The organism is Microcoleus sp. K5-D4 (assembly GCF_036704575.1).
Classification (GTDB): domain Bacteria; phylum Cyanobacteriota; class Cyanobacteriia; order Cyanobacteriales; family Microcoleaceae; genus Microcoleus.
In genome coordinates this window covers 132277-156049 of record NZ_JAUBSD010000001.1, presented here as the reverse complement: position 1 = coordinate 156049, position 23773 = coordinate 132277, and the positions used below count along the sequence as shown (strand labels likewise).

The 23773-nt window shown below is 45.9% G+C and carries 15 protein-coding genes and 1 pseudogene; 7 read left to right on the top strand and 9 right to left on the bottom strand.

Translation table 11 applies throughout. The features are described from left to right. Window positions 1–211 precede the first annotated feature (211 nt). The gene (locus QUA77_RS00705) at window positions 212–799 is read left to right on the top strand and encodes a Uma2 family endonuclease (protein WP_333036603.1); all 588 of its coding nucleotides are present in this window, start codon (window positions 212–214) and stop codon (window positions 797–799) included. Between the two features lie 86 nt (window positions 800–885). Here the strand turns inward: QUA77_RS00705 and QUA77_RS00700 are convergent, their stop codons facing one another. Together QUA77_RS00700 and QUA77_RS00695 are read right to left on the bottom strand one after the other, a co-directional pair. Then, a complete protein-coding gene (locus tag QUA77_RS00700) occupies window positions 886–4056 on the bottom strand; it encodes an MFS transporter (RefSeq protein ID WP_333448953.1) in 3171 nt (1056 codons plus the stop codon). 515 nt (window positions 4057–4571) lie between these two features. Next, window positions 4572–4877: a hypothetical protein gene (locus QUA77_RS00695; protein ID WP_333036600.1), complete on the bottom strand. Its 306-nt coding sequence runs from the start codon at window positions 4875–4877 to the stop codon at window positions 4572–4574. 85 nt (window positions 4878–4962) lie between these two features. On the opposite strand from QUA77_RS00695, the gene proS reads away from it, so the two are divergent. From proS to QUA77_RS00680, 3 genes and pseudogenes are all read left to right on the top strand, one after another. Continuing rightward, a complete protein-coding gene (gene proS, locus QUA77_RS00690) occupies window positions 4963–6768 on the top strand; it encodes a proline--tRNA ligase (protein ID WP_333448952.1) in 1806 nt (601 codons plus the stop codon). 232 nt (window positions 6769–7000) lie between these two features. Next, a pseudogene (locus tag QUA77_RS00685) lies at window positions 7001–7342 on the top strand (adenylate/guanylate cyclase domain-containing protein); the annotation flags it as partial. 117 nt (window positions 7343–7459) lie between these two features. Then, complete coding sequence (locus tag QUA77_RS00680) at window positions 7460–9526, top strand: adenylate/guanylate cyclase domain-containing protein (RefSeq protein WP_333448951.1); 2067 nt, start codon at window positions 7460–7462, stop codon at window positions 9524–9526. Window positions 9527–9604: 78 nt separating this feature from the next. Here QUA77_RS00680 and rpmB read toward each other — a convergent pair whose 3' ends face one another. The 4 genes from rpmB to rppA form a co-directional block, all read right to left on the bottom strand. Further along, on the bottom strand, window positions 9605–9841 hold the full coding sequence (gene rpmB / locus QUA77_RS00675) for a 50S ribosomal protein L28 (protein WP_333448950.1): 237 nt from the start codon (window positions 9839–9841) through the stop codon (window positions 9605–9607). A gap of 205 nt (window positions 9842–10046) precedes the next feature. After that, window positions 10047–12035 (bottom strand): molecular chaperone HtpG, encoded by a 1989-nt coding sequence (gene htpG / locus QUA77_RS00670; RefSeq protein WP_333448949.1) that lies wholly within the window; start codon window positions 12033–12035, stop codon window positions 10047–10049. A gap of 264 nt (window positions 12036–12299) precedes the next feature. Next, on the bottom strand, window positions 12300–13631 hold the full coding sequence (rppB, locus tag QUA77_RS00665) for a two-component system sensor histidine kinase RppB (RefSeq protein ID WP_333448948.1): 1332 nt from the start codon (window positions 13629–13631) through the stop codon (window positions 12300–12302). Between the two features lie 161 nt (window positions 13632–13792). Then, window positions 13793–14482 carry a two-component system response regulator RppA gene (gene rppA / locus QUA77_RS00660; protein WP_333448947.1) on the bottom strand — a complete coding sequence of 230 codons (690 nt, stop codon included), beginning with the start codon at window positions 14480–14482 and terminating at the stop codon, window positions 13793–13795. A gap of 207 nt (window positions 14483–14689) precedes the next feature. On the opposite strand from rppA, the gene QUA77_RS00655 reads away from it, so the two are divergent. The 3 genes from QUA77_RS00655 to QUA77_RS00645 all read left to right on the top strand — a co-directional run bounded on the left by QUA77_RS00655 (window position 14690) and on the right by QUA77_RS00645 (window position 17912). After that, complete coding sequence (locus tag QUA77_RS00655; RefSeq protein ID WP_333448946.1) at window positions 14690–15694, top strand: multicopper oxidase domain-containing protein; 1005 nt, start codon at window positions 14690–14692, stop codon at window positions 15692–15694. Between the two features lie 157 nt (window positions 15695–15851). Continuing rightward, window positions 15852–16880, top strand: coding sequence for a helix-hairpin-helix domain-containing protein (locus tag QUA77_RS00650; RefSeq protein ID WP_333448945.1), 1029 nt, complete (start codon window positions 15852–15854; stop codon window positions 16878–16880). 87 nt (window positions 16881–16967) lie between these two features. Continuing rightward, window positions 16968–17912: an FTR1 family protein gene (locus tag QUA77_RS00645; RefSeq protein ID WP_333036587.1), complete on the top strand. Its 945-nt coding sequence runs from the start codon at window positions 16968–16970 to the stop codon at window positions 17910–17912. A gap of 114 nt (window positions 17913–18026) precedes the next feature. On the opposite strand, the gene QUA77_RS00640 is transcribed toward QUA77_RS00645, so the two are convergent. From QUA77_RS00640 to QUA77_RS00630, 3 genes are all read right to left on the bottom strand, one after another. Beyond that, window positions 18027–18506, bottom strand: a complete 480-nt coding sequence (locus tag QUA77_RS00640; protein WP_333036585.1) for a hypothetical protein — start codon at window positions 18504–18506, stop codon at window positions 18027–18029. A 39-nt stretch (window positions 18507–18545) separates the two neighbouring features. Then, complete coding sequence (locus QUA77_RS00635; protein WP_333448944.1) at window positions 18546–21659, bottom strand: efflux RND transporter permease subunit; 3114 nt, start codon at window positions 21657–21659, stop codon at window positions 18546–18548. Window positions 21660–21724: 65 nt separating this feature from the next. Next, entirely contained in the window at window positions 21725–23680 is a 1956-nt protein-coding gene (locus QUA77_RS00630) for an efflux RND transporter periplasmic adaptor subunit (protein ID WP_445302047.1), read from the bottom strand. Window positions 23681–23773: the final 93 nt, after the last annotated feature.

The window sequence follows — 23773 nt, the reverse complement described above, 5'->3', positions numbered from 1 at the left end:
ACCTAATAAATAGTGATGCTAGAATCTTGCTTAAGACAGAGATGATCCCGGACATAAGTTCGGGGAGTAAATTCACCAAAATCGGGAAAATTTGCAACCAAAGGATGAGGCAAATTTGACAAGATTGTTGTTAGCGGAGCTCATGATTAGCATTGTTTAGCCGATCGACGATCGCCTATAATCGCAACAGACCTGTATTGAGGTGGCTGTTATGTCGATCGCAACTGCTAAACGTTTCACCATAGCGGAATATCATCGCCTCACAGAACTGGGGTTCTTTGGTGAGGACGATCGAGTTGAGCTAATCAAGGGAGAACTTGTGAAAATGGCAGCTAAAGGTACCGCTCATTCTGTTTGCGAGACACGCTTGGAACGCGAGTTATTTAAGCTGCTGGGAGAACGGGCGACACTGCGAGGCCAACAACCGATTATTTTGCCGGATGACAGCGAACCAGAACCCGATCGCGCGATCGTACAAAATCGCCCTGACGACTATCTATCCTCTCACCCCTGTCCAGGGGATATACTGTTGCTGATTGAGATTGCAGATTCTTCTTTGAGTTACGACAAACAGGTTAAGCTCCCCCTTTATGCTGAAGCCGGAATCTCGAACTATTGGATATTTAATTTATCACAAACTTGCTTGGAATGTTACAGCGAGCCGTATCAGAATGCCCCTGGCCAATTTGGTTATCGCAGGACGCTGATTTTTCTGCCCAACGAGTCTGTTAATCTGCCTTATTTTCACGACTTGGCGCTCGATTTATCGAGAGTGTTTCCGCCAACTATAGCATCCTGAAGGACTGTGATATTATTCCAAAGAAAATAGGCTGGCAAACAGCCAGCCTAGAATCAGGAGAACTTTATTTCAAACTCGTTGAAAATCTAGCTAAACAAACCCGAAATACCACCGACTGCTATTGCTCCAGCCAAAGCCGAAACAACCACAGAAGTCAGAGCCGTACCGAACAGCCACCAAGCAGCAGTTGCTGCGGCTTCGCGCGCATCTTCTGCTTGCTGCTTGGCCTTGTTTTTGAGCTGTTTGATGCGTTTTTTGGCTTCAGATTGCAGGCGTTCCGAGCGCAATAAAACGCTGTCCCGGGCTCCTTCCATTTGGTCAACAATTCGGTGCGCGTCAGTCTCGGAAATATCGGAACGAGAACTCAGCAGGGCAACTAAAGTACCGCGATCGAACTCACCTAAACGCTCTTTAATCGCGTCAAATCCGGCCTGCGGGTCGTCAAACACTTTGCGTAAGTCCCGCTTGATGCCTTCGTAGTTGAGTTCAGGTCGATCGAGCGAATTGAGGTAATCGCGGATTTTTCCGAAAATACCGTCCATTGCTGACTGAAACTTTTCCTGAACCATTTGAACTTGTTCGACAATTTGGTTGCGGACAGATTCAATTTGGTCGGCAATTCTGTTAGCTTCCTCTTCCGAGATGTCTTCCCGCTGCGACAGCAATGCTACCAGAGTCGATCGATCAAAGTGCTTCAGGCGATCGCCCAAACTTTGCATCCCCATTCCCGGCTCGCTAAACAGCAACTGCAAATCGCGTTTGATGCTTTCAGGATTGAGTTCTTCCTTGTCCGTATTCCGCAAGTAATTTTCCAAACTGCCTTGGAAATCCCGGACTGTTTTTTGAGCGCGAGATGCCAAGCGGCGGGGCGATTTCACGATGCTGCGAATCGAATCTTGCACGCGATCGATCGTCCGATTGATCTGTTCTTCGCTCAAATCTTCGCGCTGCGACAGCAACTTGACTAAAGTTTCGCGATCGACCTGAGAAAGTCTGTCCCGAAGTGCCAAAGCACCCTCTTTCGGATTTTCAAACAATTTAGTCAAATCCCGATTGATGCCTTCTGGATCGAGTTCTTCCAGGTTGGTATTCCGCAGATATTCGCCAATTTTTGCAGTAACTTCCTCGTACTGCTCCTTAGCTTTATCTGCAACTATTTGCGGCGCGTGGATAATGTTATCGCGCACAGATTCGATCCGGTCGATCGCCTGATTTATCTGTTCTTCGCTGAGGTCTTGGCGCTGTGACAGCAACTGCACCAGCGTATCGCGGTCGAATTGAGACAAGCGTTCTCTCAGCGCTTTAAATCCGGCTTCCGGGTCGTTTAACAGCGTTTGAAACTCGCGCTCGATCGCTTCAGGATTGAGTTCTTCCTTATTAGTATTGCGGAGATAGTCTTCTACCTTGTGCCGCAATTCTTGGGCTTTCGATTGCGCTTGCTCTTGCAATTCTTGAGCTCTAGAAATAACGCGATCGCGGGAACTTTCGAGCCGCCCGATTAACTGATCGGCTTCCTCTGGACTGAAATCTTCCCGCTGACCCAGCAACTGCACCAAAGTATCGCGGTTAAAGTGCGACAGGCGATCGCGCAAAGCCTCAAAACCCGCATCCCGGTCTTCCAAAAGCGCTTGGAAATCCCGTTCAATACCTTCCGGATTCAGCTCATCTTTGCCAGTCGATCGCAAATAATTTTCAATCCGGCTGCGTAAATCTTGAGACTGTTCTTCACCAGCAGCATCTCGCACGATTTCCAACACTTCTTGGCGGACACCTTCAAGCTGTTCGGCAATTTCCGTCACCTGTTCAGGAGCAAACCCCTCGCGGCGGCCCAGAATCCCTACAAAATAATCGGGATTAAACTGCTCTAACTGGCGCAAAACTGCTCCCGGAGAAGCTTCCGGGTCGTAAATCACATCCCTAAATTCCTGCTTGATTGTCTCGCGGTTGAGATGCCAAGGTTGGGTATTCAGCAAGTAGTTTTCCACATCAGCCTTACCTGTATTGAAAGGCAGCGCAGGCACTTTGTCGCCCACCTTAGAAGCCAAAGATTTAGCTTGTTCCGTCCCTTTGGCTGTCAGTTGCTGCAACTGACCAGTGATCTTTTCAACATCCAAATCAGACAAATCCGTTCGCGACAAAACAGTGCCCACAAGAGCTTCGACACCCAACTGCATCGCTCGCTTCATGCCGCTGCTGGATTCCGATTTGTTTTCCCGACTTTCCAGAATTTGAGACAACTTGGCGTTGAGTTCGTCAGACTTCAGCAAATCAGGAGCCGCAAACTTGAGAAAATCAACCAACTCTAAATTCGGGTCTTTCTGCTCTTGCTGCTTGCCGAAAGTTTGCTTCCAAACGCCTTCGAGTTGGTCAGCAACTTGAGTTATTTCCTCTTGAGAAAAGTCTGTGCGACTCTTAACTAAATCCACAAAAGTTTGGCGGTTAACATTCTTCAGAACGTCGCTTCCGGCAAGAGATTTGATATCTGCATCGCCCAGCAACTTTTCAAATTGACCGCGAATTTCCTTAACATCTAGTTTCGGTAACTGCAAAGAACCCACATAATCTTGCAGTGTTTCGCGAATGCTATCCGGGTCTACCGCCGAACTCAATTCGCGGCGGACAGCGGCAACAGATGCCTCTACAGTGTTGACCATTTGGTCGCTGGCCATCTTGCCGCCGATCGCAGCACCGGCAGTACCCATGAGGCCTTGAACGCCTGAAAAAGCAGTTTTTATCAAGGAACCGATCATAGAACCGACGGCGCTAGAACCGAGCCACACCAGGGTTAAAAAGTACGCAGCCCAGATTACGACACCAATAATTGCCGCTCCGTCTACCGAGGCAATTGAAGTTAGTTTGACGGCCAGAAAACAAGCCAAAAATAAAGCCAGGTTAACGGTGACTAAAATCCAACCCCCGACTAAACCTTCGATTTTGCGAACTTTACGGCCTATACTTTCGGACTCATCATCATCATCGTCATCGTCGGGTAAAGCCTCGTCCCAATTTGATATTTTGGCGGCGATCGAGAAATTTGTTAACAGGAATTGGAAGCCGAAAGCCATGATGACTCCGGCAATTAATGCCACGAAAAACTGCGGGCTTAAAAACATCAGCCCTCCGATATCGGGGTGGTCAAATGGCACATCTATTTCTACTGGCATTTGTACTGGCATTTGTACAGGCATTTCTACTGGCATTTGGCCCCTATCGAGTTTTGGAGTGTACAGCGACATTAATAACTCGCTTTGAAACATAATTTACCTCCTTAATTTTTATGCCTAACTCGGCATAGAGAAAATTTCCCCCAACTTTTTTCGAGGGGTGTTTGTAATCTTTAGATGAGGTTTTGTTTTGGTTCGGCTTTATCTTACGGAAGCCCTTCTTAGTGACATTGGGATGAGTGGTAACTCAGTTCTATAGTGATCTCATCCTTACTGCTTATTATGGCTCTGGAAGCTAAAAAATAAATCCGTCTAAAGTCAGAAATTACTTTTTAAGGGATTGGTAGCAGCAGAGAGCGCATAAAAGTGGCAAGTTTGAGGCGGGGGCAATCCCCACCAATTATCAATAGTAGTAAAGTGCGATGTGATGCACTCTACATATCGTAGAGTACGCTACCTGGTTGAGGATTTCGTTTGATTTTTAGGCTCAAAGCTATCTAGTAATTCCGAGGGAGGGATCTGCATAAGCAGTCGGTTGCGATCGAGGGTTTCTATATCTAATTGCAGGCAATTCAACAAACATGATATCGGGTGCGTCGCAGCCTAGGCTACGAATTTTTGCCGCAGCATTTACCCTCACAGTTGCGAATGCTGCGAATACAGCCGTACTCCTCAAAACGTTGACTGTGTTTGCGAACAGTAGGATAGGCCAGTAAATTGAAAGGAATTCCGGTTAGTTTGTAAAACAATCGACCAGCAGCATGAACAATATCCCAAATTTCGCTTAAATTAGGTTCTCGAACAAATTCTCCTATTTCATCTTTTAAAGCAAGCCACTGAGATTGCACAGTAGGAGAGTGACAATTATCAAATACTGCCATACCTTTTTCGTAGTTTTGCCAAATTTTATTCATATATTTAATCAAATCCGCCTCACGTCTGATAATATCAGAAGTTAATCTGAGATTACAATCATTCGGTATTTTAAGGAAATCAGCTATGCGACTCTCTCAAATGCTTTTTGTCACCCTGCGCGAAGACCCCGCAGAAGCAGAAATTCCCAGCCACAAACTATTACTCCGTGCCGGATATATTCGGCGCATCGGTAGCGGCCTTTACGCTTATCTCCCTTTGATGTGGCGAGTTCTCAAAAAAGTCTCTCAAATTGTGCGCGAAGAAATGGACGCTACCGGCGCTCAAGAATGTCTCCTCCCGCAATTGCAACCGGCCGATTTGTGGCGGGAATCCGGCCGCTGGGATACCTATACTCAAGCTGAAGGTATTATGTTTTCCATGACAGACAGGCAGCAGCGAGAATTGGGACTGGGCCCAACGCACGAAGAAGTGATTACTACAATTGCTAAAGATATGATTCGTTCCTATCGGCAATTGCCCGTACATCTCTATCAAATTCAAACTAAGTTTCGCGATGAAATTCGCCCGCGTTTTGGGTTGATGCGCGGTCGCGAATTCATTATGAAAGATGGCTATTCTTTCCACACTAACGAAGAAAGCCTGAAAAAAACTTATCAGGATATGGCTCAAGCTTATAGCAATATGCTGCGCCGATCGGGCTTGCAATTCCGAGCAGTCGATGCTGATTCTGGAGCAATTGGCGGCTCTGGTTCTCAAGAGTTTATGGTGCTTGCAGAAGCGGGAGAAGATGAAGTTCTTTATACTGAAGACGGTCAGTATGCAGCTAATGTGGAAAAGGCTGTCTCGATGCCTGCTGATGCCGAACCGTCGCCCTTTGCCACTTTTGAAAAGCGGGAAACGCCTGGAACTGAAACAATTGATAAACTTTGCAAGTTTTTGAAATGTTCTCCGACGCAAGTGGTCAAAAATGTGCTTTACCAAGCTGTTTACGACAATGGCATCACAGTCTTGGTATTGGTAAGCATTCGGGGCGACCAAGATGTGAATCAGGTAAAGTTGCTGAATGAGTTGACGAAGTTAGCGGGCAATTATCAAGCTAAAACTGTTTTATTTTTGACTGTTCCCGATGCGGAAGCTCAGCGGAAATGGGCGGCTAAATCTTTACCTCTCGGTTATATGGCTCCCGATGTTGCTGATGATTATATCGCTGGGAGCAAGGAGGTAAATTCTAAGTTTTTGCGTTTGGTCGATCGCACTGCAGTTGACCTGACAAACTTTGTCACCGGTTCAAACGAATCAGGATACCACGTTGTCGGAGCCAATTGGAACAAAGAATTTCCGCTACCAGCAACGGTTGTAAGTGTCAGAACAGCCAAAAAGGGCGATCGGGCAGTGCACAACCCCGAACAAACCTTGCAAAGCGCCAGAGGCATCGAAGTCGGCCACATCTTCCAATTAGGCACAAAATACTCCCAAGCAATGGGAGCTACCTACACCAGCGAACAAGGCGAAGAAATGCCCTTTATGATGGGCTGCTACGGCGTTGGCGTGTCGCGGCTAGCTCAATCGGCCGTAGAACAATCCTACGACAAAGACGGGATAATTTGGCCAGTGGCGATCGCCCCGTATCACGCCATCATTAGCATCCCCAATATTTCCGACGCCCAACAAGTAGAAGTCGCCGAAAAACTCTATGCAGAACTCAACCAATCTGGGATTGAAACCCTACTAGATGAGCGCGACGAACGAGCCGGAGTCAAATTCAAAGATGCTGATTTAATCGGCATTCCCTATCGAATTGTTCCGGGTCGTTCGCTGAAAGCAGGCAAAGTTGAAGTTGTGGAAAGAGCCACTCACAAATCCCATGAAATTCTCATTGAGGAAGTAAATTCTACTTTAAAACAGTGGATTGAAGCCGCCATCAACTAAGCCTTTTTAATTGGTAAACTGCGGTGTACATCGCCCTACATTAGCACCCTACTTATAGGGCAATGTGCGGTGTGCATCGCCTACATTAGGCTCCTTATTTCTTCTTCCCTCTTTTTATCCTGAGCGAAGCCGAAGGGCCTTCTTCCTTCCGCTGCGGACTTTAAAGACAAAATGTGAAAGTTCCTAAAACTTAAAACTCGATATAAATCTGAAGCTAAATCAGTTGATTCCATTCCATGCAGTGGCGCTCGCCCAAATGACCCTCGATCTGGAGCAGGCAAGTATTGACTTCAGCAATAGCCATAATCAAGATTTCAGCATCAGAATTGGCATTAACACCGGCCCAGTTGTCGCCGGAGTAATCGGTATTAAAAAATTTATTTACGATTTATGGGGAGACACCGTTAATACCGCTTCCCGCATGGAATCTCACGGCAACCCGGGGTGTATTCAAGTCACGTCTGCAATTTATGATATATTGCAGGACAAGTATGTATTTGAAAGTCGCGGCGCGATCGAAGTTAAAGGCAAAGGCGAGATGAACACTTATTTTCTTACAGGCATCAAGTTATAGCATCAGGAAGAATGAAGAAGGAAGAAGTAATATAAGAAGTCAGGTTTCAGAATTAAGAATATCCTAATCTTCGGCCGCGGTTGCTATAGTTACTTAAAAATCTAAATAACACTCAGTATGATTTCCCAAAAAAATCAGTTTTTGCGATTTCCTCAATCTAGAATTTGGCAATACTTAGCCAAAGTAGCTGCCATTGCTTTTGCTTACGCTTTGGGAGCAAAAATAGCAGTTTCAATCCCTGGCATAAATAAATTAGGTACGTGCGTCTGGCCACCCGCAGGGATTGCACAAGCTGCACTTTTATTGTTCGGGCGGCAGGTGTGGCCGGGAATAGCTTTAGGCGTATTTTTTTACGAAACTATTAATCTCAAATTCACCATAATAAGTGCAACAATTAGTGCTTTTTGCGGTTGTTTACAAGCTTTGTGTGCATTTACTTTGTTGCACAAACTCAAGTTTCGCCCGTCACTGGATCGGCTCATAGATGTAGTCAATTTAGTTTTGTGCGGTGCTGTAGTTGCCACTCAAATCAACTGTACTCTCGGCACACTGCGTCTCTGTGTAACTGGTTTAGTTGAGTGGAGCGAATATTGGCACGTTAGATGGAATTGGTATCTCGGAGATACATTAGGAGTTTTAATTTTTACTCCCCTGCTGTTGATTATATACAACCACAAACAAGCGCCCAGGTTTTCACAAAATACAGGTTTTCAAACAATTGTAAATCGAATCAGTGCGGCAATAGGCCTGGTGTTATTAGTAACAGTCAGTTGGCTAGTCTACAACTCAAAAAGTGAAAGTAATCTCTCCGGTTATCCCCTCGAATACTTGCCATTTCCCTTAGTAATTTGGGCAACCATTCAATTCGGTCACGTAGGGGCGGTTTTAGCATCTTTCATTGTATCCAGTATCGCAATTTGGGGCGGTTCTCAGGGAGGTGGTCCATTTATTGGCAAAGCGGAAAATATCAATCAGGCAATCTTATTTTTGCAGGCTTTTATGAGCGTAATTGTAGTTACATCGCTGCTGTTGGCCGCCACTGTAACCGAACGCGCCTCAGCAGAGGATTCACTGCGGCAAAGCGAAATTAAGTATCGGGAATTAGTGGAAAATGCTAACAGCATTATTTTAAAACTAGATACGGAAGGAAATATTACTTTTTTTAACGAATTTGCACAGAAGTTTTTTGGTTACGATGAAAAAGAGATTATTGGCAAAAACGCCGTGGGAACAATCATTCCCCAGAGAGATACCACAGGAAATGACTGGGCAGCAAAGTTGAGAGATATTTTGGAAAACCCAGAACAATACACGCGAACTGAAAATGAAAATATCCAGCGTAACGGCGATCGGGTTTGGGTATCGTGGGCAAATAAACCTCTGTTTGACGCAGCAGGAAACTTCGTGGGAATGCTGGCAATCGGTACGGATATCACAGACCGCAGGCGGGCTGAAATGGCTCTTTACAAGCTGAATGAAGAGTTAGAATTTAGAGTGGAAGAACGAACTAATGCTCTGAATAATACTTTAAATGCGCTGCAAGTTCAACAGGAACAATCAGAACGCTTGTTGTTGAATATTTTGCCTGAAGAAATAGCAAATCGGTTGAAGCGGGGAGACAGTACGATCGCAGATACTTTTGCTGACGTTACTGTCTTGTTTGCGGACATAGTAGGCTTTACTCAATTGAGCTCGCGAGTTTCTCCAACGCAATTAGTAGCCTTTCTGAATGACATTTTTTCCACATTTGACAACCTAGCCGAAAGGCACGGTTTGGAAAAAATTAAGACGATTGGCGACGCTTACATGGTAGTAGGAGGGCTGCCAATTCCTCGCCCGGATCACGCAGAAGCGATCGCAGAAATGGCCCTCGATATGCAGCAGGCAATTACTGACTTCAGCAATATCCACAATCAAGATTTCAGCATCAGAATCGGCATCAACACTGGCCCGGTTGTTGCCGGAGTCATTGGAATTAAAAAATTTATTTACGATTTGTGGGGAGATACCGTTAACACCGCTTCCCGCATGGAATCTCACGGGAAGCCAGGGAGTATTCAGGTAACAGAAACAACTTATCAGCAGTTGCGGGAAAAGTATTTCTTTGAAAACCGCGGCGCCATCGAAGTTAAAGGCAAAGGCCTGATGACTACTTATTTACTGAAATGCCGCAAATTGCTCTAGTAAAGGTTTTTCTCTAAAAGTAAGGGCGATCGCACTCTCAAGTGTGCGATCGCCCTCATTTTACATTAGCCAAGTTTTTTAAAGCTTGTACAGGTTAATTCCAGCTTCCTTCGCCATTATTTCTAAACCCTTGTGTTGCAAGGTTTTAATCGCCTTCGTAGAAAGGTGCAATTTTACCCAGCGCTTCTCCTGCGGCCACCAAACCCGCTTCCACTGCAAATTTGCATCTTGCAATTTGTGAGTGCGGTGGTGCGAGTGAGAAACTGCAAAACCGTTATTCGCCTTCTTCCCCGTTAGCTGACATTTGCGTGACATACTTCCCTCCAGATTACCGTTTTTTGCGTGCAGCCTTTTATTATATAGCAACAGCGCAGAACCCCCCTAGCCCCCCCCTTGTTAAGGGGGGGACAAAAAACACCCGATCGCCCGCTCAGCAATAGAAATAAACTCTTGCTCCCCCCCTTAGCAATAGAAATAAACTCTTGCTCCCCCCCTTAGCAAGGGGGGGTTGGGGGGGGAATTACATCGCACGTTCAGTCAATTTTGTCAAGACTTGATTCGATCGCTCGACAAAATCCTTCATCCCTTCAGCATCGAAACCCTTCTGGGCCATCAAAGCCAAGTCGTAAACGTGGTGACAAATCATACTCGCCAACTCAGCCGACGGAGACTCGCCGCCGCCTTGAATAATCGAACCCTGACTCAAACTAGCCAGATTTTGAATCAGCGGGTGAGACGTATTCACCAGCAAAACGTGTTCTTCGGGGAATTCGGCCGCTTGCTGCTGCAAAAGCGCCGTCATGTCCCGCATCCGGCGCAAAGCTTCCGGCAAAAGTACGATCGCAGGTGGCGTCGCCTCCGCAGAGTCAGACTTCAAAGCTTCTGTGCGAATGTTCACTTTCGGCTTATTGAGAGCTTTTTGGAACATTTCTTTAACTTGTTCGCTGCGAGTTTTATTCGTCGCCGGATCGACAATTTCCGCTTCTTTCTCTTTGTCAATTAGCGTTTCATCGATGTCGGAATCAACCCGCGAGAATTTGACATCTGAGTGTTCTCGTTCCAAGAAACTGATAAAGTGCGTGTCGATGAAAGAATCCATAAACAGCACTTCTAAACCTTGGCTTTTGTGCATTGCCACATAAGTTGCTTGAGACGCAGGTTCCGTACAATAAAACACACGATTCTCGTGACGTTTTTGATTGCGTTCCAAATACTCTTTCAGCGTCGTGTAAGGCTGTGTTGAACCCGAATTTTCCGACTTCGGAGTTACATCTTGCCACAAATCTCCTTCCTCAGTTTGCACCTGAACTTCAGGCGTTACAGTTTCTGGCTTTTCTGCTGTTGGTTCGTAGGTGCTGCGGTAGATTAAAATATCTTCGACTTGCTTTTTGAACTTGTCATCGTTGAGAGTTCCAAACTTGACAAAAGTGCCGATATCTTGCCAGCAGCGGATGTATTCGTTGCGGTCGTCGCGGTAGAGTTCTTTCAGGCGATCGCCCACTTTTTTCGCAATATAATCAGCAATTCTCCTGACTGTGCGATTGCTTTGCAAAGAACTGCGAGAAACGTTCAGCGGAATATCGGTACTGTCAATAACTCCCCGCAGCGGCATCAAGAATTTCGGGATAATTTCTTCGCAGTGGTCGCTGACAAAAACCTGATTGCAGAATAGCTTAATATTGCCTTGGGTAACATCGACATCCGGCCGCAGTTTCGGAAAGAAAAGAATTCCGTTGACAATGAAAGGATAATCTGTATTCAGGTGTACCCACAACAGCGGCTCGTCTTGGAACGGGTAAAGGTAGCGGTAGAGTTCCAAGTAATCTTCTTTTTGCAAATTGCTGGCTGAGTCCCGCCAAATTGCTTTGTGCTTGTTGAGTTCCTCTCCCTCAAATTTGATGGGAACTGGCATGAAATCGCAGTAAGTTTTGATTAACTGCTTAATGCGAGTCGGTTCTAAATATTCTTCTTCTTCGTCTTGGAGGGTAAGAGTAATAGTAGTGCCGCGTTCCGTGCGGGAAGATTCTGATAGTTCAAAAGCGGGAGAACCGTCGCAAGACCAGTGTACGGCTTGGGAGCCTTCCTGGTAAGAAAGAGTATCAATGTCTACTTTCTTCGCCACCATGAAAGAAGAGTAGAAACCCAGACCGAAGTGACCGATAATTGCGTCCTCGCCGCTGCCTTGGTATTTTTCAATAAATTCTTCTGCGCTGGAGAAAGCGACTTGGTTGATGTATTTTTTTACCTCATCGGCAGTCATGCCGATGCCGTTATCGGAAATTGAGAGGGTTTTGTTATCTTTGTCGATCGCTATGTTGATTTGCGGTTCGCCCATGTCGCCGCCGTATTCGCCGGAACGGGAAACCATTTTGAGTTTGGCAATGGCATCGACGCCGTTAGAAATTAGTTCCCGCAAGAAGACTTCGTGGTCAGTGTATAGCGACTTCTTGATAATCGGGAAAATATTTTCGGTATGGATTGAGATTGTTCCCTGTTCTAAAACTGTCATAATTTTTCTCTCTGATGACTGCTAATTGCTTAGAAATAGCTATTTAATGATTTTCGGCGATCGTGCTCTCTTGTGCAAAAGGGATTACCACAAAAAGATGATTCGGTTTTCCCCACATCTTGCACAATTCTCAATTAGCCTTTCACGGGCGGGTTCTCCTGTCCAACCCCTACTCCCCACAAGATATTTCAATTTTTGTGGAACAGGCCGAAAAGCCTGTTAAGCGAACATGGTGCAAGATGTCAGTTGCCCTCACATAGTAGCTCACAAAGGCAACTGCAGGAGAAAGGTGCTGCCGGAACCCAATTCGCTGCGGGCGCTGAGGCTGCCGCGGTGGGCGCGGGCTATGGTTTGGGCGATCGCCAATCCCAGTCCCGAACCGCCCGTATGGCGCGATCGATCGCTGTTGACTCGGTAGAATCGATCGAATATTCGCTCTAAATCTGCCGCCGCCATCCCAATACCGGTATCTTGAACCTGAACGATCGCCTCTTGGTGGCTGCAATCTAAAATAACTGTTACTTTCCCGCCCGCCGGAGTGTATTGAATGGCATTAACAATTAAATTAGCAACTAAGCGATAAAGTTGGTCGGAATTGCCGACAACATTTAATTGCTGCTGGACTCGCACTTCGGATGTTAACGCTACCTTAGAAGCGATCGCCATTGCGGCCAATTCCTCGACTAAATCGCTCACCAAGTCATTCAAACAACACAATTGAGGGCGATCGCGTATCGCCTGATTATCCATGCGAGCCAGCAGCAGCAAATCAGCAACTAACTGAGTCAACCGTCGGTTTTGGCGATCGATCGTCCGCAAAATTTCCCGCGCTTCTTTTTCATCTAATTGAGGCGTCAACAGCGCCGATTCTACAGTCGCCTGCGAAGCCGCTAAAGGCGTCCGCAATTCGTGGGCTGCATCCGCTGTAAACTGTTGAATTTGTCGGTAGGAAGAGTAAATCGGTTTCATGGCCAATCCTGCCAACAACCAACTAGCAAAGCCTATCAAAATCAATGCTGTAGGCAATCCTAATTTCAAAATCCATTTCACTGTACTGAGATAATCATTGAAGTCTTGCAGGCTCCTGCCAACTTGAAAATATCCCCAATCTTGCTGTGTTTGGGTGTGTAGCGCTACAGAAATTTGGTGGTAAACATTGCCTTTGGTGTCAGTTATTGTTTGCCAGTATTGGGAGTTAAATTCTGGTGGTAATTCTTCGGGATAAGCGCCTGCTGTAGCAATTAATTTCCCGGAATAATCAAATAAACGAATATAGTAATAGCCTTGGTTGATAGCGCTTAAAATATGGCGGCTTGGCAACTGTTCTTTAATGCCTTTAACTCCCATTAGGCGGAGGTTGGGCAAAAGCTCGTTTACTATAGGCTCCAAGCGTCCGGGCTGCTGCAATTTGAGTTCTAGGCTGTCGTGTAGCGTCCCCGCTACCGATTCTAATTCTCGGTCTATGGCTACCCAGTGAGCGTGGGCGATCGCCTTGTATACGCCAAATCCCAACAAGCTTAAAATCAAACCCATTACAGCCGCATAGGAAATGGCTAATTGCCAGCGAGTTCGATTAAATAGTTTATTTTGATTCATTTTTCTAACTTAAGCTGCCAGTCAAACAGTCCGCCAGGGAATGAATTCCCTGGCTAATAGTTCAAGTCCTCTAAAGAGGACTAAAGAACTCATTAGTCCTCTTTAGAGGACTTTAGCTTTGAGGCCGGGAATTCATTCCCTGCCGGAGCTACCGCCCTACTTTAATTTCTCATGCGGTATCCGACGCCGTGAACGGTTTCTATTAAATTAGCGCCGCCAACCGACTCAAGTTTGCGCCGCAGCAAGCGCACTTGAGCTGCTACCACATTGCTAAAGGTATCTGCACTCGCCTCCCATAGCTGATTCCGAATTTGGTCAGTAGTGACAATTTGGTTCGGATGTTTCATGAAGTATTCTAGCAGTTGAAATTCTTTGTTTGTCAGAAAAATCTTCTGATTTTTGCCACTGTTTTCGAGCAAAAAAACTGTTCGAGTTCCGCAGTCCAAAACCAGATTTCCTACCTGTAGCTGTTGCGGTTGAATTTGGGGCGATCGCCTTTGCAAAGCCCGCAATCTTGCTAACAGTTCCGCCATCCCGAACGGTTTAACTAAATAATCGTCAGCCCCGGCATCTAGTCCCGCCACTTTATCTTCCATTCGGTCTTTTGCTGTCAGCATCAAAACTGGCATTGCGCTATTTTTAGCACGCAATCTCCGCAGCAGTTCCAATCCTGACAATCCTGGTAACAACCAGTCAAAAATAGCCAGGTTATATTGCGTCCACTGACTGTCTAAATATTCCCAAGCTTCACTGCCATCTAGGGCCCAATCAACTATATATTTTTCCTGCTTTAAAGTGCGATCGATCGCTTTCCCTAAATCTGGCTCATCTTCAACTAGCAAAACTCTCATAACTCTAATTTATAGCGGTAAATCCTTATACATAGTTAGCGATCGGCAGCATTTACCCCAATCTTTAAGCTCACATACTGAGATGAAATCAGCATGAAATTTTCGGAATTCCCAGAAAAAGATAACTGTTGACAATAATTGACAACAAGCTGGTAATGTCTTATAATCTACCACGAGTAAATTTTTGAGAAAAATTTTCAATAAGTTATGACAGATTTATCCGATCGCCCCGCCATTAAAAAAGCTGGGCGCTGGAGTCGCCGCCAACTGCTACAGCTAGGAATAGCTGGGGCTGGGGTAGCGGGCGGCGCGATCGCATTGCAAAATTTCACCCAAAAACGACCGGCAGCCGCGAGAATACCGCCAATCCCGGCAGATGCACTCACCGTCAGCAATATCAACCCGATGCAAATTGCGCGGGATTTTGATTACGGCACGGTGACGCGCGAAAACGGGCGCACGGTTCGGGAATTTCGCCTGGAAGCTAATACTTCGATCGTCCAACTTAATAGCGCCGTCACTTTCAACACCTGGAACGTCAACAATCGCGTGCCGGGGCCGACATTGAGGGCAACTGAGGGCGATCGTATCCGCGTCATCTTTTCTAACAAAGGTGGACATTCTCACTCGCTGCACTTTCACGGCATTCACCCCACAGAAATGGATGGCGTTAAACCTGTGAGAAACGGTTCGGTATTTATTTATGAATTCGATGCCAATCCTTACGGAGTGCATTTATATCACTGTCATATTTCTCCCGTAACACGCCACATCGGTAAAGGACTATATGGAATGTTCATTATCGATCCGCCAACACCCCGTCCTCCCGCCGATGAAATCTTGTTAATCATGGGAGGATATGATGTAAACGAGGACGAAAAAAACGAACTATACGCTTTTAACGGGTTGCCAAATTATTATATGAATAACCCGATCCCTATTTACAAAAATCAGCTAATTAGGCTCTACGTACTCAACCTGATTGAGTACGAAGCAGCAGTAACATTCCACTTGCACGCAAACTTTTTTGACGTATATCGCACGGGAATGACCTTAACTCCTAGTGAAAGAACTGATGTCATCACAATGGGAGTAGCTGAAAGACATATATTAGAATTCACCTACGGCTACCCTGGAAAATATATGTTTCATCCTCATCAAGATGCGATCGCCGAAGCAGGCTGCATGGGGGTATTTGAAGTCATCGCTTAAACCACATCCTGCTACCAGGGTGCGCCGATTCAAATAAAGTATGAAATTATTTGACAAGCTCGATCGCAAATAGGTAGAATGAATAGCTCACAAATTGAGAATTATTCTTAATAACTTGTGAGTCCAAATGCACATAACGTAAAAATTAGCAACTGCCATGTTACCATCCTTTCGCTTATTACCGACCGCCACCGCTACAGCCATCCTCGTTGCTCTGGCTGGTTGCGTTTCGCCCACAGCCAGCAACACCGACAGCACACCCTCACCCGCTGCTACAGCCAGTCCCGCATCCACAAGCGGTCACAGCGGGAATCACGGCGGCAAGGGCGGCATCAACATCAATACTGCCATTCTTTCAGAGTTAGATAAACTCGAAGCCAAGTTAGGAGTGCCGGCACTTTCTAACAAAATTCAAGCCAGCCGCCCTTACGGGAAAGTCGAAGAATTGGTTTCAAAAAATGTCATTACTCAAGCCCAATTCGACCAAATCAAAGACTTGGTAACTATTGAAAATGTGGTGCTGACAGGCGAACCCAAAGATGTAGATTACATGACTAAACTTGGCTTGATGAAAGGGCATCTTTTCGTAGCCCAAGAACTCTTGGATCAAGGCAAACCCGACCAGGCAGAACCGCACATCGGGCATCCAGTCGAAGAAATTTATGCCGATGTGGAAGATCAGTTAAACGAGCGTAAAATTCCTGAATTTAAGGCTACTTTAATTAAATTGCAGGATTTAGTTAAAGCGGGTGCAAAAGATCCGGCTCAAGTGAATGCAGAATTTGACACATCTATGAAAGCAGTTGATGGAGCAATTGCCGCTCTTCCCGAAGCGCAGCGCAAAGATCCGAAATTCGTGCTGCAAGTGATTAACGGCTTGCTGGATACAGCTAATTCCGAATACGGAGCGGCAGTTGCTAACGGCAAAATTTCCGCAATTATTGAATATCAAGATTCGCGGGGTTTTGTCATGTACGCGGAAATGCTATACAAAGATATCGCCGAACAAGTGGCTAAAACCAGCCCTGAAATTGACAAAGCAATTGTTGCCAACATGGCTGAACTGAAGACAAATTGGCCAACGGCGATCGCACCCCCCGCCCCTGTAAAAACAACCGAACAAGTCAACCAGCTAGTTAAAACGATCGAAAGCGACAGCCAAAAAGTTCTCAAACCAGCATCCTAAAAACACCACTCTCATCAAGAGCGGTAATTGGTAAATAATCTGCCAATTACCTCGCTCATTAAGCACTCTCATTCCCACCATAAAAAAATGAATTTTGGCGAAGCATTGCCCACATTTGTAATTACTCTCCGCGAAGGAGTCGAAGCCGCTTTAGTTGTCGGCATAGTTCTAGCTTGCCTCAAAAAATCAGGACAAAGTTATTTAAGTCCTTGGGTTTTCGGTGGTGTTGGCGTTGGACTTATCGCCAGCGCTTTGATAGGTGTACTTTTCGGCTGGACGATTCAAATTTTGTCCGCATCCAATCAGCCTTTTGCACCGATTATGGAATTGCTGCTAGAAGCAATCTTTGGGCTGATAGCGATCGCAATGCTGAGCTGGATGCTGATTTGGATGACCAAGCAAGCGCGATTTATGAAAGCCGAAGTTGAAGGCGCTGTAAGTGCTGCTTTAACGCAAAACTCTCATGCCGGTTGGGGCGTATTTAGTTTAGTTTTTATTGCTGTTTTGCGCGAAGGGTTTGAAACTGTTTTGTTTGTCGTCGCCAAGTTTCAACAAGGCATTATTCCAGCCCTCGGCGCTTTGGGCGGGATTCTCTCAGCCACCGGACTTGGTGTCCTGCTGTTTAAATGGGGAGTCAAAATTAATATCCGCCTGTTTTTCAAATATATGGGCATTTTATTGCTCTTCATTGTAGCAGGCTTAGTGGTATCTACTTTGGGACTTTTTGACAGCGCGATGAATACTTTATCGCAAACAAATCGCGAATCAGCAGCACTGTGTTTCTATTACGAAAGATTTACTAAAATCCACTCTTGCATTCTCGGGCCGATGGTCTGGAATACGTCGCAACTGCTTCCCGAAGACAAGTTTCCAGGTTTGTTGTTGAGTGCGCTGTTTGGCTACACGGATAAGCTCTATGTCGTGCAGGCGATCGCCTATTTGATGTTTTTAGGTACTGTCGGTGGCATCTACTTCCAAAGTCTGGCAGGTAGAGTTTTCTTCCCATTCAAAAAAACTCAGGCAACGAAATAGGAAATAAAGTGCGATCGAAATACGATCGGCTTTGTAGTCGAAATGCAGGAGGCAGTTGTTTGTTGCTAATAACTAATGCGCCCCTAAGTTAGAGCGCATTAGGAAATCAGCTATCTATTGATTGAATGTAAAACGACCGTCAACTTTTTCTCCGTTAATATCCGCAGTCACTTTCACGGGATAACTTCCTGCATCTTTGCCGGGAAATACCACAGCGTAATGTTTGCCCTCAGCATCATACTTGAGAGCTAGGGTTTGCTGCTTTCCATTCGCCAACTGCACTTGAGCTGTCACTTTAGCGTTAGGAACTGGTTCCTTTTTCTCCCCTTTTTGCACAAAAACATCTAAATGAGTTCCGGTAGCTTCTTTTTCCGGTACAAACTCTAAATAGTAAGCTCCAGACTTTACAACTTGCCCCCCTTTAGTTGCGGTTGCAGGAGCAGTGGCGGGAGTAGAAGACGCAGGTTGAGAGGCGACAGGAGGGGATGCTGGAGTGCTATTTGGATCGCTTCCTTGGTCGCCTTTACTGCAAGCTCCCAAAAACAGCAATCCGACACTACCTAGAATAACTAAGCTAGACTTGAGCGATTTCATTGGTTTGACTCCTTGCTGACGGACAATAATTAGAAAATATCACACATTAAGTACCTTACCGTCTTCAATAACTGGCTGAGGTTTTTGAGGTCGTAAAAATGTCCCAAATTGAGCATACAAAGCTGGCAAAACTAACAGAGTTAGTGCTGTAGAAGTAAATAAACCTCCTAAAACTACTACTGACAGCGGTTGGAGGATTTCCTTGCCCGCCCCGCCTTCAAATACTAAAGGTGCTAAACCCAAAGCTGAAGTTAAAGCGGTCATCAAGATGGCGTTGAGCCGTTCCATCGAACCTTTAATAATTGCTTCCTTAAAAGGCAGTCCTTCAGCAAATTTAGAGTTGTAGTTGTCTACTAAAAGCAAGCCGTTACGGGTAGCAACGCCGAATAATGTGACAAAGCCAACTAGGGAAGCTACAGAGATAATGCCGCCCGTCAAAGCTACCGCAATTACTCCTCCCACTAAGCCGATCGGCAAATTAATCATAATCATAGCAGTTGAAGGAATGGACTTGACGGACAAGTACATCAATACTGTAATTACCAAAAAGGCGATCGCACTAAATATCATAATATTTTGCGAAGCTCTTTGCTCAGCTTCAAATTGACCGCCGTACTGGATAAAATAGCCAAAAGGCAACTCTACCTCTCGTCTTACTTTAGCTTGAATTTCATTCACAACCGATCGCAAATCCCTACCTTTAGCATTAGCAGCCGCCACAATCAAGCGAGAAACATTCTCGCGGTTAATCGTATTTGGACCCGTACCGTATTTGACAGTCGCAACTTGGGCAAGGGGAATCTTGTTGCCGCTTGGAGTATCAACCAGCAAATTCTGAATAGTTTCTAAGTTATTTCTAGCTTCAGGCTGCAACCAAACAACTAAGTCAAAAGTTTGCTGCACCTCCAAAACTTGAGAAACAACCTTGCCGTTTAAAGCTGTTTCAATTATTTCTGAAAGTTCTCCAATCTTTAAACCGTATCTACCCGCAGCTTGGCGGTTAAACTTAATTTGAATTTGTTGAACAGGCACCTGCGGTTCTAGTTGCAAATCCACAATTCCTTCAACTGTTTTCATTTGCTCTTCAACTTGGGCACTGATGCTGCGAAGTTGATCCAAATCCGGGCCAAAGATTTTGACAGCAATCTGACTTCTGACACCAGATAAAACCTCATCCATCCGGTGAGAAATAAAACCGCCGATATTTGGTGCAACTCCCGGCAATTTACCAAACTCCTGCCGCAGCGCTTCCAAAGTTTTCGGCCTGTTTTTCATGCCCTCCTCGCTTAAACCAATATCAATGTGAGCCAAATTAACTCCCGCAGCATCAGCATCACCCGGAGCTCTGCCCGATCGCACTTGCACGTATTCAAACCTAGTATCATCCTTAAGTGCATCTTCAATAGCAAAAGCCGCGCTATCCGTTGTCTCCAAAGACACCCCCGGATAAAGCATAATAGTATTCACCAAAGTTTGCTCCTGAAACTCCGGCAAAAACACCCGTCCAAAGGATGGCAAAATAATTAATGCAGCCACCATACTAGCAGCAGCTAAAGCTAAAATAATCCCCGAATAGCGCATTGACAAATTTATCAAAAAATGATATACTTTCTTGCAAAATCTCGGCAGCCAAGGTTCCGCAGCACTCATGCGTTTGTTAGGCAACAAGATAGCGCAAAGGGCCGGAGATATTAACAGCGACTCCAGACTAGAAATCACCACAACTACCAGATAAGTAATTCCCATAGGCGTAAAAATTCGACCTTCTACACCGGGCAAAGTAAAAATTGGCGAAAACACCACAATGCCAATAACAGTCGCTCCAATTAACGAATCGCGCACCTCTTGACTGCCATCAAAAATCACATCCATCACCGGGCGCGGATGAAGCGAAGACGTATTTTCCCTCAAATTGCGGTAGGTATTTTCGGCATAGACGATCGCATCGTCGATCGCAGTGCCGATCGCCACCGACAAACCCCCCAAAGTCATCGTATTCAGCCCCAGCCCCAGCCAATTCATCGCCAGCAGCGCCAACAGCCAAGTCAGAAAGAAATCCAGCAAAACAACCGCCAGAGTGCGCCAATTCATCAAAAACGGGATCAGAATGATGGTAACAATGATGCTGCCTTCAACTAAAGCCGATCGCACATTCTCCACCGAAGAATTGATATATTCTTCCTGTCGAAAAGTCACAGTAACTTTGATATCTTTGGGCAGAGCTTGCTGCACCTCAGCCATTGCTGCCTCAACCGCTTTAGTTACCGTCGGAGTATCAGCAACTGGCTGTCTATTTACCATCACAATTACAGCTTTTTTGCCGTTAAAACTGCCGTCGCCCCGCTTGATTGCAGCACCAATCTTGACATCAGCCACATCACCAATTCTGACGGGCGTTCCGTGGCGAGAGTCGATCGCCGATTGTTGCAAATCTTCCACAGACTCAATCCGCCCCACCCCCCGGATTAAAGTTTCTCGATCCGGCGTAATTAAATACCCCCCCGGCGCGTTAACATTAGCAGCCGCAGCCGCTTCGGCAACTTGCTGCAACGACACATTAAAAGCTTTCAACTTGGCAGGTTCTACTAATACTTGATACTGCCTTTCTTCGCCGCCGTAAGCCACCACTTGAGCAACGCCAGTCACAGCTAGAAGGCGATTTGTGACTTGCCAATCAACCAGACGGCGCACTTCCATCAAAGGAGTAGTTTCCGAGGTAAAAGCATAGGTAATAACAGTACCCACAGGAGAAGTTGTCGGAGAAATTTGCGGTGTTTCTACTCCGGCGGGGAGTTTGCTTTGCGCTTGCTGCAACCTTTCTGTTATCAACTGGCGCGCTTGATAAATTTCAGTTCCCCAATCAAAGATTACCTTAACCGCAGAAAGACCCACAGCCGAAGACGATCGCACTGCTGTCACCCCAGGAGTTCCATTAATCGCACTTTCAATTGGCAGTGTTACTAAAGACTCAATTTCTTCCGGCGCGAGCCCCGGTGCTTCCGTCTGAATTTCGACTTGCGGGGGTGCAAAAGGAGGGAAGACATCAAGCGACATTTGGGGGATGATATACAATGTCCAAAGACTAACAATAATGGTAGCGATAACAACTAGCCAGCGGCGGTTTATTACCCATCTAAGAATAGTGCTGAACATTTTATTATCTTTGAGTTAATAGATACATACTTATGCAAACTCAATTGCTATATTCACGCAATTGTTTACTTCAAACTCTTGACTTCTGTCTCTTGAGTTTTAACGTGATGGTTGTCATTGTGTAACAGCAGTTCATTGTCTAACGCCGATGCAGAGCTGGAAAAACTATTGTTTCCGGCATTGTTTCCAGAATCCGCTGCTATTGCTGGCAATTTGCGTCGATTTCCCCACAACACGCCGGCTGTGAAAGTCAGAGATGCGATCGCAACTCCTCCCCCTATTCCCGCCCACCATAAAGACACGGGTAAATTATTAAAATTAATTTCTGTTACCTTTGGAGTTGCGTCTTTCTTTGCCTCGTCTTTTGAGGGCTTGCTGCCCCCCCGCAAAGATTGTGCGTAAAGTTGAGGTGCTCGCTGCGTTACTATCAAATCTCCCTCGAATAAACCCCTCTTAACTTCAACTAAATCTCCGGCAGTTTGACCGAGTTCAATTTCAACCGCTTGATAAGCATTGCCATTTTGGACGTAAACGGTTTTTTTACCGCTAACATCCACTACCGCCGCACTCGGAATTGCTAAAATATTTGTTGCAGTTTTGTCGGTTAAAATCTCCAACTCAGCAAACAGTCCTGGCTTTAATTCACCGTTAATATTATCTAGTTCTGCTTTCACCGGCACAACCCGCGTTTCTCCTTCCACGGATGACCCAATTAAGGCGATTTTTCCATTGAAAGTGCGATCGGGTAAATTAGCGACTTTTACCCTGACTTCCTGACCCTGTTTTACTTGATTCAGGTCTTTTTCGTAAATATTGGCTGTGGCAAAAACGCGGCTGTCATTTAACAGACTCATCAGCGGTTTTTCAGCGTTTACTGACTCTCCTGGGGTGATGAAGCGATCGGCTACCGTCCCCGAAATCGGAGCAACTACGGTAACGAGTCCTCGATCGTTGGCAACAGTTCCTAATTGTTGGAGCCGCGCTTGATAGGCTGCGTCAGCCAAGCGAATACGCGACTGAGCGACTTCGACGGCAGTTTGGCCGCGTTTGACTTGGTTCTCGGCTTCTAGGACTTCCCGGCGGCTCTGAGCTCTGGTAAGTTGAGCTTTTGCTTCTGCTACTCTGCCTTGAGATTCCCGCAATTCCCGCATTGGGAGGTCTACTTCGGCTTGTTTAATTTCGGTTTGGGCTTTGATAACTTCAGGACGGCTTTTTGCTTTAGCAACAGCGGCTTGTGCTTCGGCGAAGTGGGCTTGCGACTCCAGCATTGTGCGCCGCGCGATCGCCCCAGATGCCACTAATTCTTTGTCGCGATCGAACTGTTCTTTAGCCACTGTCAGTTCAGTTTCTGCCCGCACTATTTCCGCTTGCGCTATTTCAACTTGACGCTGATAATTTTCTTTAGCGGCTTGCACCACGGAACGCTTGTTTACTAATTCTTGTTCTTGTTGGTACTGCTTAGTTACCGCTGTCAATTGGGTTTGGGCTTGGGCGATTTCCGCTGCGGATATTTGAAGTTGGCGATCGTAATTTTCTCGTGCTAGTTTGAGATCGCCTTCCGCTTGCTGCAAATCTGCCTCAGCTTCGGCACGTTTCGAGAGAGATTCAACCCGCAACTGTCCTAATTCTGAACTCGATAACACCGCAACGGGTTGGCCTTTTGATACTTTGTCCCCAGGCTTAACCAGCAACTCTATTACTTTCCCAGCAACAGGAGCCGTAACTTCTACTTTTTCGTTGGGTAAAGTTTCAATTTGTCCTGTGGTTTTGATGCCGATATCTAGTCGCTGGCGAGCGGCAGGGGAAACTTTAATTCCTAATCGTTTTGCTGTTGCGGCATCGACAGAAATAGCAGTAGGAGTTTCAGTTGCTTCGTCGCTATGCTGAAATTCATCTCCGTGGCCAGCGTGGGCAAAAACAGCGGCAGGAGAACTTAGCAAAATTAGGCTGAGCAAACTTCCCGACAAGCTGCTAATAATTGCCGAACACTGAGCATATTTGTGGAATATCATCGTTGGCATTGTCCTTGAAATCAGGTTGAGTGCCACAGGTTTAGCAGTTGGTATTTTGCCAAGGTAAGTAAGTGATACCCCTTAAGTAAAGTTACTTATTAG